At 72.7% G+C, this 16,828-nt stretch carries 16 protein-coding genes and 2 pseudogenes; 9 read left to right on the top strand and 9 right to left on the bottom strand.

The genetic code is table 11. The annotated features are described in order from the left end of the window. Positions 1–119: 119 nt before the first annotated feature. A pseudogene (locus tag QFZ71_RS18025) lies at positions 120–551 on the bottom strand (hypothetical protein); the annotation flags it as partial. Positions 552–710: 159 nt separating this feature from the next. After that, positions 711–938: pseudogene (locus QFZ71_RS18020) on the bottom strand (hypothetical protein); the annotation flags it as partial. A gap of 315 nt (positions 939–1,253) precedes the next feature. Here QFZ71_RS18020 and QFZ71_RS18015 point away from each other — a divergent pair. Genes QFZ71_RS18015 through QFZ71_RS18005 form a run of 3 tightly spaced genes read left to right on the top strand, consistent with a single transcriptional unit; the run spans position 1,254 to position 2,542 of the window. Then, positions 1,254–2,090: a helix-turn-helix transcriptional regulator gene (locus tag QFZ71_RS18015; protein ID WP_307669237.1), complete on the top strand. Its 837-nt coding sequence runs from the start codon at positions 1,254–1,256 to the stop codon at positions 2,088–2,090. Then, positions 2,087–2,296: a DUF397 domain-containing protein gene (locus QFZ71_RS18010; RefSeq protein WP_307669236.1), complete on the top strand. Its 210-nt coding sequence runs from the start codon at positions 2,087–2,089 to the stop codon at positions 2,294–2,296. Before QFZ71_RS18015 ends, QFZ71_RS18010 begins: the two co-directional genes overlap by 4 nt. Positions 2,297–2,332: 36 nt before the next feature. Then, on the top strand, positions 2,333–2,542 hold the full coding sequence (locus QFZ71_RS18005) for a DUF397 domain-containing protein (protein WP_307669235.1): 210 nt from the start codon (positions 2,333–2,335) through the stop codon (positions 2,540–2,542). 118 nt (positions 2,543–2,660) lie between these two features. On the opposite strand, the gene QFZ71_RS18000 is transcribed toward QFZ71_RS18005, so the two are convergent. The 3 genes from QFZ71_RS18000 to QFZ71_RS17990 all read right to left on the bottom strand — a co-directional run bounded on the left by QFZ71_RS18000 (position 2,661) and on the right by QFZ71_RS17990 (position 5,448). Beyond that, on the bottom strand, positions 2,661–3,104 hold the full coding sequence (locus QFZ71_RS18000; RefSeq protein WP_373465127.1) for a hypothetical protein: 444 nt from the start codon (positions 3,102–3,104) through the stop codon (positions 2,661–2,663). A 501-nt stretch (positions 3,105–3,605) separates the two neighbouring features. Then, positions 3,606–4,382 carry an SDR family NAD(P)-dependent oxidoreductase gene (locus QFZ71_RS17995; RefSeq protein WP_307669234.1) on the bottom strand — a complete coding sequence of 259 codons (777 nt, stop codon included), beginning with the start codon at positions 4,380–4,382 and terminating at the stop codon, positions 3,606–3,608. 268 nt (positions 4,383–4,650) lie between these two features. Continuing rightward, entirely contained in the window at positions 4,651–5,448 is a 798-nt protein-coding gene (locus QFZ71_RS17990) for an enoyl-CoA hydratase-related protein (RefSeq protein WP_307669233.1), read from the bottom strand. Positions 5,449–5,533: 85 nt separating this feature from the next. Between QFZ71_RS17990 and QFZ71_RS17985 the strand changes: the two genes are divergently transcribed. Then, positions 5,534–6,562 (top strand): 3-oxoacyl-ACP synthase, encoded by a 1,029-nt coding sequence (locus QFZ71_RS17985; RefSeq protein ID WP_307669232.1) that lies wholly within the window; start codon positions 5,534–5,536, stop codon positions 6,560–6,562. Positions 6,563–6,616: 54 nt separating this feature from the next. On the opposite strand, the gene QFZ71_RS17980 is transcribed toward QFZ71_RS17985, so the two are convergent. Both QFZ71_RS17980 and QFZ71_RS17975 read right to left on the bottom strand, forming a co-directional pair. Then, positions 6,617–7,102, bottom strand: a complete 486-nt coding sequence (locus tag QFZ71_RS17980) for a MarR family winged helix-turn-helix transcriptional regulator (RefSeq protein WP_307669231.1) — start codon at positions 7,100–7,102, stop codon at positions 6,617–6,619. A 24-nt stretch (positions 7,103–7,126) separates the two neighbouring features. Further along, a complete protein-coding gene (locus QFZ71_RS17975; RefSeq protein ID WP_307671499.1) occupies positions 7,127–7,501 on the bottom strand; it encodes a hotdog fold thioesterase in 375 nt (124 codons plus the stop codon). Between the two features lie 187 nt (positions 7,502–7,688). Between QFZ71_RS17975 and QFZ71_RS17970 the strand changes: the two genes are divergently transcribed. After that, entirely contained in the window at positions 7,689–8,648 is a 960-nt protein-coding gene (locus tag QFZ71_RS17970; RefSeq protein ID WP_307669230.1) for an aldo/keto reductase, read from the top strand. 101 nt (positions 8,649–8,749) lie between these two features. Beyond that, a complete protein-coding gene (locus QFZ71_RS17965) occupies positions 8,750–9,751 on the top strand; it encodes an aldo/keto reductase (RefSeq protein ID WP_307669229.1) in 1,002 nt (333 codons plus the stop codon). A gap of 122 nt (positions 9,752–9,873) precedes the next feature. Here QFZ71_RS17965 and QFZ71_RS17960 read toward each other — a convergent pair whose 3' ends face one another. Further along, complete coding sequence (locus QFZ71_RS17960) at positions 9,874–10,407, bottom strand: cysteine hydrolase family protein (protein WP_307669228.1); 534 nt, start codon at positions 10,405–10,407, stop codon at positions 9,874–9,876. Positions 10,408–10,472: 65 nt separating this feature from the next. On the opposite strand from QFZ71_RS17960, the gene QFZ71_RS17955 reads away from it, so the two are divergent. From QFZ71_RS17955 to QFZ71_RS17945, 3 genes are all read left to right on the top strand, one after another. Beyond that, positions 10,473–11,333: an alpha/beta fold hydrolase gene (locus QFZ71_RS17955; protein ID WP_307669227.1), complete on the top strand. Its 861-nt coding sequence runs from the start codon at positions 10,473–10,475 to the stop codon at positions 11,331–11,333. 230 nt (positions 11,334–11,563) lie between these two features. Beyond that, the gene (locus tag QFZ71_RS17950) at positions 11,564–15,013 is read left to right on the top strand and encodes an AfsR/SARP family transcriptional regulator (RefSeq protein WP_307669226.1); all 3,450 of its coding nucleotides are present in this window, start codon (positions 11,564–11,566) and stop codon (positions 15,011–15,013) included. Continuing rightward, positions 15,010–16,353 carry an MFS transporter gene (locus tag QFZ71_RS17945; RefSeq protein ID WP_307669225.1) on the top strand — a complete coding sequence of 448 codons (1,344 nt, stop codon included), beginning with the start codon at positions 15,010–15,012 and terminating at the stop codon, positions 16,351–16,353. Before QFZ71_RS17950 ends, QFZ71_RS17945 begins: the two co-directional genes overlap by 4 nt. Positions 16,354–16,421: 68 nt before the next feature. Here the strand turns inward: QFZ71_RS17945 and QFZ71_RS17940 are convergent, their stop codons facing one another. Beyond that, entirely contained in the window at positions 16,422–16,811 is a 390-nt protein-coding gene (locus tag QFZ71_RS17940) for a PPOX class F420-dependent oxidoreductase (RefSeq protein ID WP_307669224.1), read from the bottom strand. Positions 16,812–16,828: the final 17 nt, after the last annotated feature.

Below are 16,828 nucleotides of genomic sequence, written 5' to 3'. Positions count from 1 at the left end.
CCGCCGACGCACCCGCCGTGCCCCAAAACGCCCTAGGATTCCTCTCCTTGGGCTCCCTCGCCACCGCCCCTGCCCCGCTCCCGCCCGTCACGGTCACCACCCTTCCCGTCCCGGTCGCCCCCGGCCCCGCCATCGCCCTCACGGTCCCGCCGCACCTCGTCCCGGATGCGCTCGGTCATCAGATCGGCGAGCGGGTCCTCCACGTCCCAGGAGTGCGCGCCCGGGTGCCGGTCGTACAGCACGCACGCCTCGCCGTCCTTGACGGACAGCCGGTGGATGACGGCCGGGCACGGCAGCAGCTCGGCGAACCGGAACGTCCGGCTCTCCTCGCCGTCGAGCCAGAACATCCACAGGTCCCGGCCCGCCCGGGGCGCGGCCGACCAGAGCTGGGCCGCGTGCTCGGTCGCCTCGTCGTGCTCACCGAGTTCGCAGAGCAGGAAGGTGTCCAGGTCGGGCGCTTCGACCTCGTGGCCGGGCAGATCCTCCAGCCCCATCAGCGCGACGCGCGCGCCCATCTCGGGGAGTTCACTGACTGCGGTGCACTGCAACATGGGTCTCATCCTTGCCGGTTACGGACGGGGGCATGCGGGAAGCGGGCGGCGCGGCGGGGACACCCGGCGGGGCGACTGCGACACGACGGCACCGGGGCGGAGTCGGGGCCGCGTCGGGGCCGCGATGCGACGGCGTCGCGGTCGCGTCGGGCCCCGCGTTCACAGGACCTCGCCCCGGCTGCGGGCGTTGAGGCGGGCGGTCCGGGCCCGGAGTTGCTCCATGAGGAGGGCGGGGCGGACCCGGTGCGGCTCCGCCTCCCACTCGGTCCCGCCACCCACGGGGCGCAGCGACCAGTAGGGACCGGCGAGCCCGCGGAACTCCCCCACCCGGTCACGCCGACCGGTGTCCACCACGAGCGCACCGAGAGCAGGCGGGGCGGGAGGCTCCGGTTCCGGGGCCGAGGACGCGGCCCGGGTCGCGGCCGAAGCCTGAGCCGCGAGGCCGGCCGGGGTCGGACTCGCAGGGCCGGCCGGGGCCGGGGCCGGGAGATCGGCCGGGGCCGAGGGTTCCGAGGGTTCCGGGGGTTCGGCAGGGGTCGGGTTCTGGGGGTCGGGAGGTTCCTGCGCGTTCGGGCAAACGTTCTCGCCATACACCTATCGCTCCTCTCTGTAGCCGAACGACTACCGGGGCGATTCAGCGTGACCTACCGTGAGAGGGCATTCAACTTGCCCGTTCCGCACGGAAGATTGGGTCCGCAACCCATGAACATCAAGCCGTTAAATCCGGAAAGTTCCGCGAAGGCCGCCTACGGCGCACGTCTGCGCGGTCTCCGCATCGAGCGAGGCTGGACGCAGGAGGGGCTGGGCATCGAGATCGGCTACTCCAGCACGCACATCTCGTCCGTCGAAACTGGCCGCAAACTTGCTACCTTGCGCTTTTCGCGCAGTACGGACCGCGCGCTCGGACTCGTCGGAACGGAGGCCTCGTTCGAGCGCGAGCTGAGCCGGATCAAGCACGGCAGCCTGCTGGAGGGCTTCCCGGAGTTCCTCATCTACGAGGGACGGGCGGCGGAAATCCGACTGTACGAGGTCGGCGTGATGCCGGGCCTGCTCCAGACCCCGGAGTACGCCCGGGTCCTAGCCGACAGCGCGGTCAAGCGGAAGGCCATCACGCCCGCCCAGGCGGAGGAGCGCGTCGCGCTGGTCGCGGAGCGCCAGGCGGCCCTGGTCCGGGACAAGCCCCCGCTCGTCTTCGCGCTGCTCGACGAGAGCTGCCTGCGCAGGCCGGTGGGCAGCCCGGCGGTCATGCGGGCGCAGATGGAGCGGCTGATCGAGTTCGCCGAGCAGCCCAACACGGTGATCCAGGTGGTGCCGTTCACCATGGGCGAGCACCGCCCGTTCGATCTGCCGATCACCATCCTGACCATGCCCGACCGCTCGCTCATGTCGTACGCGGAGTCCGCGCAGCAGGGGTACCTGGAGCGTGAAAGTGGCTCGGTGGTAACGCATCTGACGGCCTACCATCAGTTGCAGGCGGTTGCGCCCTCCCAGGCCGCGTCCGTTGACATGTTCAGGCAGTTGCGAAAGGGCACACCGTGACAACCGAGACCCCCCGTTGGTTCACGTCCTCGTACAGCAACAACGGCGGCCAGTGCGTCGAGGTCGCCACCAACCTCGCCGCCCCGCACGGCATCGTCCCCGTCCGCGACTCCAAGGACGTGGCCCGGCCCGCCCTGAGTGTGCGGTCCGGTGCGTTCTCCGCCTTCGTGACGGGTATCAAGTCCGGCGAGATGCAGCACCCGTAACGACGGACCCCGGTATCGACGGAAGGGCAGCTACCCATGACGGCCGAGACTCCCCGCTGGTTCACGTCCTCGTACAGCGACAACGGCGGCCAGTGCGTCGAGGTCGCCACCAACCTCGCCGCCCCGCACGGCATCGTCCCCGTCCGCGACTCCAAGGACGCGGCCGGGCCGGTCCTCACCGTCCCCGCCGCCGCGTTCCGCACCTTCGTGGCGGGCGTCCGGGCCGGAGACCTCGGCACGGTCTGAGCCGCCGATCCGCCCGCCGTACAGCGGGCTCCGTACGGAGGTCTCCGTACGGCGTACTCGTACACCGGCGCCCCACCGCGTTCGACCCGCGCGGTGGGGCGTTGCCGTGGGCCCGTCCTCATCCCTCGGCGGCGGGGCCGCCGGCCCTGCGGCGGCGCTGGTAGTACCCGACCGTCAACACGGCCAGCAGCGGCCCCCAGAGGAGCAGCGGCGTGTAGCAGAGGTGGAACCAGACCCCTTCCCAGCCACCGGCCAGACCGGGGAAGTCGCTCGGCAACGCGTCGCCGCGGATCGTGGTGCCCCGGACCTCGCTGACGACGGTCAGGGCGGTGAACACGAAGGTGACGGCGGCGGCTCCGAGGGCGGCGGGGACGACCGCGGCCGGGGTCGGCACCCGCCGCCCGCCCAGGTACGGGACCCAGCGCGGGACGACCTCGCCCCAGCGGGCGACCAGGCCGATCGCGGTGAAGGCGAGGAGTTCGGAGACGACCGAGAGCAGGACGACGTACATCCGCTCCCCGAAGGTGATCCCGTGGTCGAACGCCGCCGGGATTCTCCACACGCTGGACGGAAGGACCACGAGGGGCACCGCGCAGGCGGTCAGCCACCAGCCTCGGGACACGCCGGGCGCCGGGGCGTGAGCGGCCCGCCAGGCGGCGCGGAGACGTCCGGGAGGAGGGGTGGCAGGGGTGGCCGGGGTACCAGACGGGCCAGAGGTGCCAGAGGTGGCCGGGGTACCAGAGGGGCCAGCGGTGTCGGTGCGGGTGGCGGCGGCACGGTGGTCGGTACGCGTCGGAAGGGGCACGGGGACTCCTCGGTGGTGGCCGGCCGGGGTGGCTGGTCCGTTCAGTCACCGACGATCGCAACCGGGCGGGCGCACGGAATCGCGCCGCGGACGGACTCCGCTCCCCCGCGCGGCGGAGGGCGGGTCCGGCTGAGGGGTGAGGGGCGGCGCGCTGCCGTGCGGCTCTCCGGGGAGAGCGGAAACCGGGCGTGGGTCAGGTGCCGGTCCGAGGCGCGGATGAGCCGGGGCGGGTGAGTCCCACGTCGTCCTCGTGCCCGGCTATTCAGGGAAGGGGCCGCGGACCGAGACTCCGCCGTCCAGCACGATCTGCTGGCCCGTGATGTAGCGGGCCTCGTCCGAGGACAGGTAGACGGCCGCAGCAGCCATCTCCTCCGACGTGCCGTAGCGGCCCGCCGGGATCTCCGGAACCCAGGTGTCGGAGTGGCCGGTGTTGACGGCAGTGCTGATCGCCCCGCCCGCGACGACGTTCATCCGGATGCCGTCGGCCGCGTACTCGGCGGCGACGGTCCGGGCCAGGCTGTACAGGCCGGCCTTGGCAGCGCCGTAACCGGCCTGCTTCGGAGCGGCCATGAATCCGGTGACAGAGCCGATGCTGACGATGTTCCCACCGGTGCCCTGTTCCAGGAACAGCCGCAGCACGCGCCGCACCGCGCGAGCCACGTAGCGCAGATTCACGTCATAGACGGTGTCCCAGTCGTCGTCGGTCATCTCATGCAGCCTGACCGCGGGGACGAACGCGACTTGCCCGCCGACCACCGTGATCAGGGTGTCCAGTCCACCGAGTTGATCGGCCGCGCCGACGATCACGCCGTCGAGCTGCTCGATGGAGCGGACGTCGCCGCTCAGCGCACAGGAGACGTGCCCGGCCGCACGCAACTCGTCCGCCGCCTCGGTTGCCCGCGCGGGGTCCACGTCGGCCACCGCCACCGCCGCCCCCGCGGCCGCACAGGAGCGGACGATGGCTCGGCCGATCCCGGCGCCGCCGCCCCCGATCACCAGAATCCGTTTGCCGTCGAGCCCGCTCAACCCGGCCATGTACCCTCCACCCTCACTCAAGTCGCCCCAAGCTAATCGCAACGAGGCGGACGAAGAAACAGGAAAGCGGTGGCGGTCCACGACACCGCCGCACTGATCGCGCTCAGCGACGGCCGTACGTCCGCACCCCGCCACGCAGGGCACCACGCCACCGAACCGTGGCCGACGACGACAACGGATATGCCCGGCGGGGGGGCAGGCACGGCTCGTCCGAACATCGGCCCGTCACGGTATCGGTCGGGGTCGCGCACGAGGCCCCGACCCCGCGTCAGCGCGGTGTGAAGTCCGGCCTGCGGCGCTCCCGGACGGCGGCCATGGCCTCGGGGAAGTCGGGGCGGGTGAAGGACTCCCGCATCAGCGCGACGGATTCGGTCACGGCGTCGGCCGCGGGCATGCGCAGGCCGTCCAGGATCTGGCGCTTGATGACGGCCATGGACGTCGGGGAGCACGTCTCGGCGAGCTGGCGGGCGTACTCCTGGGCGGCCGACAGCAGGGTGTCGCGCGGTGCGGTGTGCTGCACCAGCCCCATCCGCAGCGCCTCCTGCGCGCCCACGGCACGGGAGGAGAGCAGCAGGTCCGTGGCGTTGCCGACGCCCACCAGGCGCGGCAGCAGCCAGGCCGCGCCGTACTCGGCGATCAGGCCGAAGCGGCTGAACACGGCCGAGACCTGCGCCTCGTCCGCCATGAACCGGACGTCGGCGTACAGGGCGTGCACGAGCCCGAGGCCCGCGGCACTGCCGTTGATCGCCGCGATCAGCGGGGTCCGCATCGTCAGCGGGAGGTGCGCCGGGTGCCCGAGGAACCCGTCCGGGTCCTCCTCCGACGCGTCCTGCGGGGCGGAGAGCTGGGCCAGCAGGTCGGGGGTCGCGCCGGAACAGAAGCTGCTGCGCGCGCCCGTGACGACGACGGCGCGGACCGCGTCGTCGGCGTCGGCCTCGGCCAGGGCGTCGTAGTAGGCGCCGAACATGGCCAGATCCATGCCGTTGCGGCGCTCGGGCCGGGCGAAGGTGAGGGTCCGCACGGAGCCCTCGGTGTGTATCTCGATGCCCGTCGCGCTCCTGGACATGTCTTCCCCCTCCATATAACAGACTACTGACTTTACTTAGGGACCTGCTTATCATGAAGCCCCTGATGATGAGCGGAGCATTGTTGTGCGACTTCCGAGGCCGCTGGGTCTGTCCGGCCTGAGCACGTGGATACCCGAAGCACGCCAGACCGCCCGCGACGCCGTGGAACTCGGCCTGGTGGAGGCGGACACGGCCGAGGAACTGGGCTACGCGGCCCTGCCGGTGGCGGACCAGGCCCCTCCCGAGATGGCGGTGCTGGCGGCGCGCGCGGCCCTGGAGAGCACCGGGACCCCGCCGGCCGGACTGGGCATGGTGCTGCACGCCTGGATGTACTACCAGGGGCACGACCTCTGGTCGCCTCCGCACTACATCGCCGACCAGCTCGGCGCGCGGCAGGCGGAGCCGCTGGGCATCCAGCAGGTCTGCAACGGCGGAGCGGCGGCCGTCGAGGTGGGCGCGGCCCGGCTGCTGGCCGACCCCGGTCTCGGCCCCGTGCTGGTGACGACGGCCGACCGGTTCGCGGCGCCGGGCTTCGACCGCTGGCGCGGGGACTACGGGATCGCCTACGGGGACGGCGCCACCGCGCTGCTGCTGCACCCGCTCGACGTACGCCCCCCGGACCTGCTGCTGCACGCGATCACCACCGTCGCCGCACCGCAGCTGGAGGGGATGCACCGGGGGCGGGACGCGTTCGGCGCGATGCCGCGCTCCGTGAGCGACCGGGTGGACATGCGCCGCACGAAGAAGGCCTTCCTCGAACGCGAGGGCATGAATGCCTTCACCCGCGCCAGCTCGGAGAGCCTGACGGCGGTCGTGGAGCGCTGCCTCGCCGCCGGCGGGCTGGCGGCGGACAGTCCGCTGCTGCGCTGTGTCGTACCGCCGCGGCTGGGCGCGAAGACCATCGGCCTCGCCTACGCACCGGCCCTGCGCACGCTGCTGCCGGCCGAGATCCGGACGGTGGGCGGGGACACGGGTCACCTGGGCGCGGGGGACGCGGCGGCCAGTCTGGCCGAGCTGGGGGCGGGCCGCGTCCTGGCGTCGGGCGAGTACGCCCTGGTGGTGAGCGCGGGGGCCGGGTTCACCTGGTCGTGCCTGCTGGTGAGCGCCGCCTGACCGCAGGACGCCGGGACGGCCGGAACCGGGTGGCCCGCCGAGGAGCCACCCGGTTCAGCGCGTCTCGCCCAGCTTCTTGATGGCCCGCTCCAGGAAGTTCTCGAACTGCTCGAACTCCTCCGGGGTGTACTCGGCCCGCAGCCCGTCCTCGACGCGCACGGCCTCCTTGTCCGCCTTCTTCAGCACGGCGCGTCCGGCCCTGGTCAGCTTGTTGACGATGACCTTCTGGTGGAGCGGAGAGGGCTCCCGCTCCATCAGGCCGTGCTTCTCCAGGTTGGCGAGGACCGTCGACATCGTCTGCGGCGTCACCATGCTCTCGCGGGCGAGCTGCGCGGCCGACATCCCGCTCGGGAAGAGCGAGAGCAGCAGCAGTACGGAGTACTGGGGCACGGTCAGGTCGAACGCGCGCATCGCCTGCGTCTTGCGCGCGATCAACGCCTGCTCGGCCCGCTTGATGGTGTTCCCGAGCCGGTCCCCGACCGCCGCCGTCACGACCGCGCTGGGGTCCTGGGCCTGCTTCGTCGTTCTGGTTTCCGCCATATCAGTAGTCTCCCATGAGTGAGCCTACGAATCCCTCGCGGGACGCGCCTGCCGCCGCGGCTGGGGAAGGGCGCAGGTGAGCCGGGCGGTGCAGACCCTGCGCTCCCGCTCGTCGGAGATGACGATCTCGTACGTGGCGACGCCGCGCCCCACGTGCAGAGGGCGGCAGACCCCCGTCACGAGTCCGGAGCGCACCGCCTGGTGGTGGGTGCAGGAGAGTTCCTGGCCGACGATGATCCGGTCCGGCCCGGCGTGCACCCAGGCGGCGAGCGAGCCGAGGGTCTCCGCGAGGACCGCGTTGGCACCGCCGTGCATGATCCCGATCGGCTGCCGGTTGCCGCGCACCGGCATGGTGCCCACGACGAGGTCCGGCTCGCAGCGGAGGATCTCGATCCCCATCCGGGTCACGAGCTGTTCGTCCAGGTAGTTGGGAAGGACCGGCACGGGCCCCAGTGTCGCCGCCGACTGCGTCATTCGACTCTCCATGATCGTACGAGTCCGCATGAGTGTACGTGTTCTGTCTTATGGTAGCCATAGTGATCACGTCTGTGTACTGTGACAATCCGTCGAGAAGAGGGAGGCCGCGATGCGCGGTACCGCACTGGGGACGTCCGGCCCGGACGTCGGCGTCGTGGGCTTGGGCTGCATGGGCATGTCCTGGGCGTACGACGAGCTGGGCAGGGACGACACGGCCTCCGTGGCGGTCGTCCACCGTGCCGTGGAGCTCGGCTGCACGCTGATCGACACCGCGGACATGTACGGCCCGTTCACCAACGAGGAACTCGTCGGCCGGGCGCTGCGCGGACGGCGTGACGAGGTGGTGCTGGCGACCAAGGGCGGGCTGGTGGTGGACGACCCCGCGACGTACGCCAGCCACCGCGACGGACGCCCGGAGCACCTGCGCGCCGCTTTCGAGGCCAGCCTCAAGCGCCTGGGCGTCGACCACGTGGACCTCTACCAGCTCCACCGGGTGGACCCGGACGTACCCGTGGAGGAGAGCTGGGGCGCCATGGCGGAGCTGGTGCGGGAGGGCAAGGCGCGGGCCATCGGCCTCTCGGAGGCGTCGGTCGAGGACATCCGCCGCGCCCAGACGGTGCACCCCGTGGCCTCCGTGCAGAGCGAACTGTCCCTGTGGAGCCGGGACACGGTCGAATCGGGCGTCCTGGACCACTGCCGCGAGCAGGGCATCGCCCTCATCGCCTTCTCGCCGCTCGGCCGGGGCTTCCTCTCCGGCCGGATCAGCTCCGCCGACGACCTCCCGGAGGTGGACGGCCGCCGCCGGCTGCCCCGCTTCCAGTCCGAGGCGCTGGCCGCGAACCTCGGCATCGTCGACCGGGTCCGCCAGGTCGCGGACCGGCTGGGGGCCACGCCGGCCCAGGTGGCGCTGGCCTGGGTGCTCGCGCAGGGCGAGAACGTCGTGGTGATCCCCGGCACGAAGAATCTGCGCTACCTGGAGGAGAACGCGGGCGCGGCGCGGGTGGAGCTGGACGACGCCGCGCTGGCGGCGCTCCAGGACGTTCCGGCCGCGGTGGGCACGCGCTACTGACCGCGCCGGCGGCGGGGCACCGGACGCGTCGGTGCCCCGCCGCCGGATTCCCGGCGTCCGTCCGAGCACGGCGAGCGCGGCAGCGGAGATGAGGGGGAACGGTGCGCCTGCGGCGTCTGGGCAACACGGGAACCGAGGTCGGCGCCATCGGCCTCGGCTGCTTCGGCACGGGCGGGCCGCACCAGGGGCCCGCCCATGACGACGCGTGGTCCCTCCGGGTCGTCAACGAGGCCCTGGACCTCGGCGGGAACCTTCTCGACATCGCCGGTTTCGACACCGCCGACCCGCGCACCACCGTCCTCCACGGTGCCGGGCACCACGAAACCCTCCTCGGCAAGGCCATCGCCGGACGCCGGAAGGAGGCGGTCGTCGCGACGAAGGCCGGGGCGATCCTGAACGGCCCCCACCCGCGGGCCGCCCGCCGGGACGGTTCACCGGCCCGTCTGGGCCAGGCCGCGGAGGCGAGCCTGCGACGCCTGGACACCGACGTCATCGACCTCTGCTACCTCCACCACGACGATCTCGCGGCACCGTTGGCGGAGACCTGGGGCGCCCTGGCCGACCTCGTCCGGCAGGGCAAGGTGCGGTGGCTGGGGCTGTCCGGGGCGACCGTGGAGCAGGCCCGCGAGGCCCATGCGATCCACCCGGTGACGGCGGTGCGGTCCGAACTCTCGCTGTGGACACGCGACGCGCTGGCCGGCGGGCCGGACGGACTGGTCGGCTGGTGCGAGAGCGTGGGAGCGAGCTTCATCCCCACCGCGCCCCTGGGGCGCGGCTTCCTCACCGGGACCCTGCGCGCGGGCGGGCTCCGCAGCGGCGACCACCGGGCCCGCGACCCGCGCTTCCACCGCACCGCGATGGAGGCGAACCTGCCCATCGTCGACGCGATCAGAGAGGTGGCCGACCGCCGGTCGGTCACCCCCGCGCAGGTCGCCATCGCCTGGCTCCTCGCCCGCGGCGAACAGGTCGTGCCGGTCCCCGGCACGAGCAACCCCCGCTATCTGCGGGAGAATCTGGCCGCTGCCGACGTACGGCTGACCGAACAGGACTTCGCGGACCTCCGCGCGCTGCCCGACCCCGTGGGCGCCGGCGCCGGGCCGTGAGCACCGACGCCTCCACGCCCGTACGCGGGCCGTGCCGCCCCGCCCGGCGGCGGCTCCCGGACCTCCGGGGCCCGTGCGGCGCGACGGGCCGCCGGACACGGCGCGCCCCGCCCGCCGGCGGGTCAGCCACCGGCGGCCTCGGAGGCCACGAGGGCGTCGACCGGGCACGTGCGCGCGCCGAGCACGGTCAGGCGGTCCAGCGTCTCGCGGTGCTGCGCGTCGCTCTCGCTGGCGGTGGCGTCGGGGACGACGGTCACCTCGTAGCCGAGGCGCAGCGCCGTCGCCGCCGTGGACGCGACGCCGTGCGCGGTGGTGAGACCGGCCAGCACGACCTTCGTCACCCCCGTCCGCCGCAGGTGGTCGTGGAGGCCGGTGCCCTCGAACGCGTCGAGGCCGTGCTTGGTCACCACGTGCTCCCCGGCACGGGCCGCGCAGGCGGGGACCAGGTGGTTGGGGGCCGCGGCCAGGCCGCCGTCGGCACCGTCGGCGCGGACGTACCGGACGTGGACGACGGCCGCGGAGTCCGCCGCCGCGAAGTGCTCGCGCAGCCTCCCGCAGGCGTCCGCCACGGTGGCGCCGCTCACCGGCTGCCAGGGCCTGTCGACGATCCACCGTTGCAGATCGATCAGGACGAGTGCCGTGTGGGCGCGGGTCATGAAGTCTTCCCCCGGGAAACGATGAACAGCGTCCACGGCACACTAGCAAGGAGGAACTCGGGCCCGTGGAGAGGGCGATCACGGCCGACGACGGTCTGCTCCTGTGGGCCGAGACGTTCGGCGACCGTCACGATCCCGCCGTGCTGCTGGTCATGGGCGCCACCGCGCCGGGCCTCGTGTGGCCGGACGAACTGTGCCGGCTCCTCGCCGCGGCGGGGTACCACGTGGTGCGCTACGACCACCGCGACACCGGGAGGTCGGGCAAGTCCGCTGCCGCGTACGACCTTTCGACGCTGGCGGCCGATGCCGCCGCGGTGCTCGCCGGGCTCGGCACGGGCCCGGCGCATGTGGTCGGCCAGTCGGCGGGCGGCATGGTCTCCCTGCTGCTCGCCCTCAGCCGTCCCGGACTGGTCCGCTCCCTGGTGCTGCTGTCCAGTTCGCCCGGCGCCGACACCGGTCCGCCCCGGCCGCGCACCGGCCCTCCGGACGCGTCCGGGCCGGAGGCGGACCCGCCCGGCACCGGGCCGCAGGAGCGCCGGGCCGCCGGGGCAGGGGCGCGCCGGGCCACGGCGGTCGAGGGCTGGCGGGGGCTGGTGGGGGCCGCCGTGCCGTTCGACCGCGCCTACTGGACGGATCTGGTCGACCGCGTGGCGGAACACAGCCACGAACCCGACACCTCCGCCCGCCACGTGGCGGCGATGGCCCGTACGCCCGCCCTCACCGACCGCATCACGGCGCTGCGGGTGCCGACGCTGGTGGTGCACGGCGAGCAGGACCCGGTCTTCCCCGTGGAGCACGGCGAGGCGCTGCGCCGGGCGATTCCGGAGGCGCGGCTCCGCCGGATTCCGGGCATGGGCCACATCTTCCCTCCGCACTGGTCGTCGACGATCGGCGCGCTGATCGTCGACCATCTGCGGCGGACATGACGCCCGGACGCGGACGGGCGGAGGGGCGGAAGGTGAAGGCCGGACGGCTCACGCGGAAAGCCGGACGGAGGAAGTGGCCTTCCCCGAGGTTGCGTACACATTTCAACGGGGCGTCGGGGAGCGGACCTTCGGCCCGTTCTCGATGCGAAGTCGGTGACAAACGTCACGCTGACGCCCCACTCCCGTAAATCCTTTGGCCAAAACATGGCGTCCACTAGTGTGGCACCCGCATGAGTGAAGTCCCCTCATGGAATGCGCAATTCCGGCGACGAAGCCGCACCTGCGCACGGAAAACCGGGCACGAGCAAGTCAACACAGGCCGACGGGGGAAGGTGAGCTGTGTGGCGGGAACGACCACGGTCGCGGCGGACAATGCCGCGACATCCGGCTACGGAAACAACTTCGGGATTCTCGGACCGCTTTCGGTGACGGTCCAAGGTAAAGAACTGGCATTGGAATCCGCAAAACTTCGTATTCTGCTGGCAGCCCTGCTGGTTCGCAGCGGAACGGTCGTGAGCAACGAGCGTCTCGCCGAATGGCTCTGGGATGAACGGCAGCCGTCCAATCCACGCGGAACACTGCACACCTACGTACGCCGCCTGCGTATGCAGCTCGGTGACGCGCTCCCGCTGGAGACGGCCGCGGGCGGCTACCGGATCGACGTCCCGGCGGGCGAACTGGACCTCCAGCGCTTCCGCCGGCTGGTCAGGGCCGCCCAGCGGTCCGACGCGCTGGAGGAGCGGGCCCGCCTGCTCGCCTCGGCGCTCGCCACCTGGCGGGGGGCGCCGCTGGAGGACGTCCCGGCGAGCTTGCCGCACCAGGAGGAGTGCCGGGCCATGGAGGACGAGCGGCTGGACGCGCTGGAGGCGTACTTCGACACCGACCTCCAACTGGGCCGCCACGCACAGCTGGTGCGGGAGCTGCGCGCCGAGGCTCTGGAGAACCCGCTGCGGGAGAACTTCTGGAGCATGCTGATGCTCGCCCTCTACCGCTCCGGCCGGCAGGCCGAGGCCCTGGACGTCTACCAGCAGGCACGGCGCAACCTGGTCGAACAGCTCGGCATCGAGCCGGGCGAGCGGCTGCGCGCCCTGCACACCGGAATCCTCGAATCGGACCCGGCGCTCGCGGCTCCGGACGGGCCGGGCCCCGGCACCGGCGACAGCCGCCCGGTTCCCGCCCAACTCCCGCCCCTGAGTTCGGGTTTCGTGGGACGTACCGAGGTGATGGACCGGGTCGCGGCCGCACTCCCGCCCGCGGCCGGGCGCACCAGCGTCCCGGTCGTCGTGCTGTCCGGGCCGCCGGGAGTGGGCAAGACGGCGCTGGCGGTGAGTGTCGGCAGACGCGTGCGGCCGGCCTTTCCGGACGGCCAGTTGTATGTGGACCTGAGCGGCTACGACCAGGGAGCCTCGCGTGAGCCGCTGCCGGCCGAGCACGTGCTCTCGCAGTTCCTGCGCGCGCTCGGCGTGCCGGCGAAGCAGATCCCGGTGGACCTCGTGGAACAGGCGAACCTGTACCGCTCGAAGCTGACCGGCAGGAAGGTGCTGGTGGTGCTGGACAACGCCGCCGGCGCCGAACAGGTGGTCCCGCTCATACCCGGCGACGGCGGCTGCTCCGTGCTGATCACCAGCAGACGGCAGCTGCGGTCCCTCGTCGTCACGCACGGGGCCCAGCTGATCCAGGTCGGCACGCTCACGCCGCCCGAGTCGGCGGAGCTGGTCACGGGCATGATGCGCCAGGCCGCGATGGCGATCGATCCGGGGACGGTACGCGAGATCACCGCCCTGTGCTCGTACCTGCCGCTGGCCCTGCGGATCGCCGCGGCCAACCTCATCGGCGCTCCGGGCGGGCAGACCGACGCCTACCTGGAGTGCCTGCGGCGCGGCAACCGTCTCGCGGCACTGTCCGTCGACGGCGACACGACGTCCGCCGTCTCGACCGCCATCGCCCTGTCGTACTACGCGCTCGGACCGGACGAGCGCGCCGTCTTCCGGCTGGCCGGGCTCTTCCCGGGCTCCGACTTCTCCCCCGTCGCCGTCTCGGTGCTCGCCGACATCAGCGAGGCGCAGGCGCGGGCGGGTCTCAGCCGCCTGGAGATGGCGAGCCTGCTCCAGCAACCCGCTCCGGGCCGCTACCAGTTCCACGACCTGCTGCGCGACTACGCGCGGGACCGCGCCGCCGAGGAACACACCGAGCGGGAGCGGTCCGAGGCGGTGGAGCGGCTCGGCCGGTGGTACCTCGCGGGCGTCTGCGCCGCGGCCGACGTCCTCCACTCGGAGTTCGTCCGGCTCGCGGAACCCCCCTCGCCGCCGGGGGCGTTCGACGCGCCGAGGCATCACGACGAGAGCCACTCGATGGCCTGGCTGCTGGCCGAACGGCTCAACCTGATGGCGTGCGTGCGCTACTTCGCCGCCCACGGGCCGCACTACCTCTCCTGGCACATCGCCGACGCCCTGCGCGGCTTCTTCTGGACGGGCAAGTACCGGACGGAATGGCGGGAGACCACCCGCACCGCCCTCGCCGCCGCCGAGGCGCACGCCGACGACCGGGGCATCGCGGCGATGCACCGCAGCCTCGCCAACCTCGCCAACACGCTCGGCGACTACGAGTGGGCCCTCGTGCACCAGGAGAAGAGCCTGGCGGTGCACGACCGGCTCGGCATGGCCGAGGAGGCCGCGGCCACGCTCAACAACATGAGCCTCGCCCACCTCAGCCTCGGCCGCGGAGGGCGGGCCCGGGAGGCCGCGCAGCGGGCGCTCGACATCGCGCACACCATCCTCTCCTCGCGCCTGGAGGCCACCGCCAAGGGAGTCCTCGGCTTCATCCACTGGACGCGCGGGGACATCGAGGACGCGACCGAGTTCCTCACCGCGTCCCTGGCCACCGCCGAGGCCCTCGGCCTGCACCACATCAGCTCGTACAGCCTGCGCAACCTCGGTCTGGTGCACCAGGCGACCGGAGAACTCACGCAGGCGCGCTCCTGCTTCAGCCGGGCGCTGGAGGTCTCCGAGGCCATCGACTCCTCGTACGACCGCAGCGTCTCGCTGTACGGGCTCGCGCTCGTCGATCTGGACACCGGCCACTACGACAGCGCGAGCGAGGCGGCGCAGCGGGCGCTGATCTCCTTCCAGGAGTGCGGCGACCGTACGTACGAGGTCGAGACGCTGTGCCTGCTGTCGGCCATCAGCGGCAGTCTGGGCGCACCGCTGCGGTCGGCGCGGTACGCGGCCGCGGCACTCGACGGGGCCCGGCAGATCGGCTACGTGGACGGTGAGGCGTACGCGCTGGCACGCCTCGCGGTCGCCGACGGGCTTCTCGGCCGCGACGCCTCCGAGCACGCCGAGTCGGCCCGCTCGCTGGCCGACTCCAGCACCAACCGGATGGCCCGCAGCAAGATCCTGCTGGACCTCGCCCAGCTCCACCTGACGCTCAGAGCCCCGGAGCGGGCCGAGGAGTGCGCACGGCAGGTGCTGCGGCTGTCGCAGCCGGGAGCGCAGCGGCTGAACATCGCCCGCGCCGAGGAGGTCCTGGGCGTCGTGGCCGCTTCCGGCGGCGACCACGCGCGGGCGCGCACGCTCCGCAGCAGGGCGTGGGCGACCTTCACCGAGATCGGCGTCCTCGCGGACGCGGGACCGCCGGCCCGGCTGGACGCGTCCTCGGGCCAGGAGAGGGCGGCGTCATGAGCACCACCGCCCCACCGGTCGCGGTGCGTCCGGCGAAGGAGCCCGGACGCCCGCGCCAGATCCTGCTCGCCTCCCTCGGCAACGCCGCGGAGTGGTTCGACTGGACCGTCTACGTGACGTTCGCCGCGGTGCTCGGCCCGCAGTTCTTCCCGTCCGGCGACGGCGCGACGAACGTCCTGGAGACCCTCTCCGTGTTCGCCGTCGGCTTCCTGTTCCGGCCGGTCGGCGGGCTGCTCATCGGCGCCTACTGCGACCGGCGCGGCCGGGGCGCCGGGCTGCGGCTGTCGCTGCTGCTGATGGCGGGCGGCAGTCTCCTGATCGCGCTCGCCCCGGCCCACCGGACCGCCGGGGTGCTGTCCCCGGCGCTGCTGGTGGCGGCCCGTGCGCTGCAGGGGCTGTCGGCGGGCGGCGAGGGCACGGCGATGAGCACCTACGTGATCGAGACCGCGCCGAGGCGGCGGCGCGGGCTGTACTCCAGCGCCATCTACATCAGCACCACGCTGGGCACGCTCACGGCCACCTTCCTCGCGCTTTTGCTGCGGAACACGCTCACTCCGGACCAGCTGGCCGACTGGGGGTGGCGGATTCCCTTCGCGCTCGGCGCCCTGTTCGCCTCGTACGGCTGGTGGATGCGCCGCGGGGTGCGGGAGACGCCGGCCTTCGGCGCGGTGCGCGAGCGGGCGCACCGGCCGGCCGGGGAGGTGCTGCGCGCGTATCCGCGCCGGGTCGTCCGGGTGGCCGGCTTCACCCTGGGCGCGACCGTCGTCTACTACACCTTCGCCGCCTACCTGCCGCTGTACGCGCAGGTGCACGACGGGGTGCCGGCGGACTCCGCGCTGTGGGCGTCCGTCGCCGCGCAGGTGGTGTTCATGGCCGCGCTGCCCCTGCTCGGGATGGCCACCGACCGCTTCGGGCCACGGCCCATGCTGCTGGTGTTCGGCGGCGGATTCGTCTGCCTGACGCCGGTGCTGTTCGCGGTCATGTCGGGTTCGGCCGTGCGGCTGTTCGCGGTGATGGCCGCGGCGCTGCTGCTGTTCGGCTGCTACGCGACGGCCGCACCGGCGGCGACGTCGCAGATGTTCCCCACCGCGGTGCGCTCCACCGGTGTGGGGCTGCCGTACGCGCTGACGGTGGCGCTGTTCGGCGGCACGGCGCCCTATCTCAACGAGTACCTCGCCGGACGCGGCCACGCCGCCTGGTACCCCTGGTACGTCGTGCTGCTCTCCGCGGCGAGCACGGTCTTCTTCCTCCGGTTCCGGGGGACGGCCGACGCGGACCTCACCGCCGTCGAGGACACCGGCCGCGCCGGCGCGGGGGACGGCGGCACCGCGCGGGGCTGATACCGGAGGGGGCCGCAGCGGGCCCGGCGTCCTGCCGTACGGCAGGACGCCGGGCCCGTGCCGCGTCCTCACTGCTTGCTGGTTCCGGTCGGACGGATCACGTACACCACCCGGTGCTCGGCGTCGGCGGGCGGGCCGTCGAATTCGAGGGAGTAGCGGTCGGCGAGCTTGAGGAAGAACGTGCCCTCCGGGTCCGGGTCGATGCGCTCGACGGCGCCACGGACCTCCAGGTAGCGGTAGGGCTGCTCGGGGTCGTTGACGGACACCGACACGACCGGGTTCCGGGTGACGTTGCGGTACTTGTAGCGGGTCGTGGTGTTGGTGAAGTACAGGAACTCGCCGTCCCAGTCGAACCACATGGGGTTCACCTGCGGCGTGCTGTCCGGCCTGATGGTGGCCAGGTGCGCGAAGAGGGGGCGTTCCAGCAGGTCGCGGTGGCTCTCGGGGATGATCGACATGGTGTCTCTCCGGGGGA

The sequence above is a fragment of the Streptomyces sp. V2I9 genome, from assembly GCF_030817475.1.
Taxonomy (GTDB): Bacteria; Actinomycetota; Actinomycetes; order Streptomycetales; family Streptomycetaceae; genus Streptomyces.
The sequence above is the reverse complement of the archived record's forward strand: the minus strand, read 5'-3'. Positions and strand labels throughout refer to the sequence as shown.

Excerpts from the sequence above, each read along its gene's own strand:
- QFZ71_RS18015 (WP_307669237.1), top strand. The coding sequence starts at position 1,254 with ATGAACATCAAGCCGTTAAATCCGGAAAGTTCCGCGAAGGCCGCCTAC.
- QFZ71_RS18005 (WP_307669235.1), top strand. The coding sequence starts at position 2,333 with ATGACGGCCGAGACTCCCCGCTGGTTCACGTCCTCGTACAGCGACAAC.
- QFZ71_RS17995 (WP_307669234.1), bottom strand. The coding sequence starts at position 4,382 with ATGGCCGGGTTGAGCGGGCTCGACGGCAAACGGATTCTGGTGATCGGG.
- QFZ71_RS17990 (WP_307669233.1), bottom strand. The coding sequence starts at position 5,448 with ATGTCCAGGAGCGCGACGGGCATCGAGATACACACCGAGGGCTCCGTG.
- QFZ71_RS17980 (WP_307669231.1), bottom strand. The coding sequence starts at position 7,102 with ATGGCGGAAACCAGAACGACGAAGCAGGCCCAGGACCCCAGCGCGGTC.
- QFZ71_RS17975 (WP_307671499.1), bottom strand. The coding sequence starts at position 7,501 with ATGGGGATCGAGATCCTCCGCTGCGAGCCGGACCTCGTCGTGGGCACC.
- QFZ71_RS17970 (WP_307669230.1), top strand. The coding sequence starts at position 7,689 with ATGCGCGGTACCGCACTGGGGACGTCCGGCCCGGACGTCGGCGTCGTG.
- QFZ71_RS17960 (WP_307669228.1), bottom strand. The coding sequence starts at position 10,407 with ATGACCCGCGCCCACACGGCACTCGTCCTGATCGATCTGCAACGGTGG.
- QFZ71_RS17950 (WP_307669226.1), top strand. The coding sequence starts at position 11,564 with ATGAGTGAAGTCCCCTCATGGAATGCGCAATTCCGGCGACGAAGCCGC.
- QFZ71_RS17945 (WP_307669225.1), top strand. The coding sequence starts at position 15,010 with ATGAGCACCACCGCCCCACCGGTCGCGGTGCGTCCGGCGAAGGAGCCC.
- QFZ71_RS17940 (WP_307669224.1), bottom strand. The coding sequence starts at position 16,811 with ATGTCGATCATCCCCGAGAGCCACCGCGACCTGCTGGAACGCCCCCTC.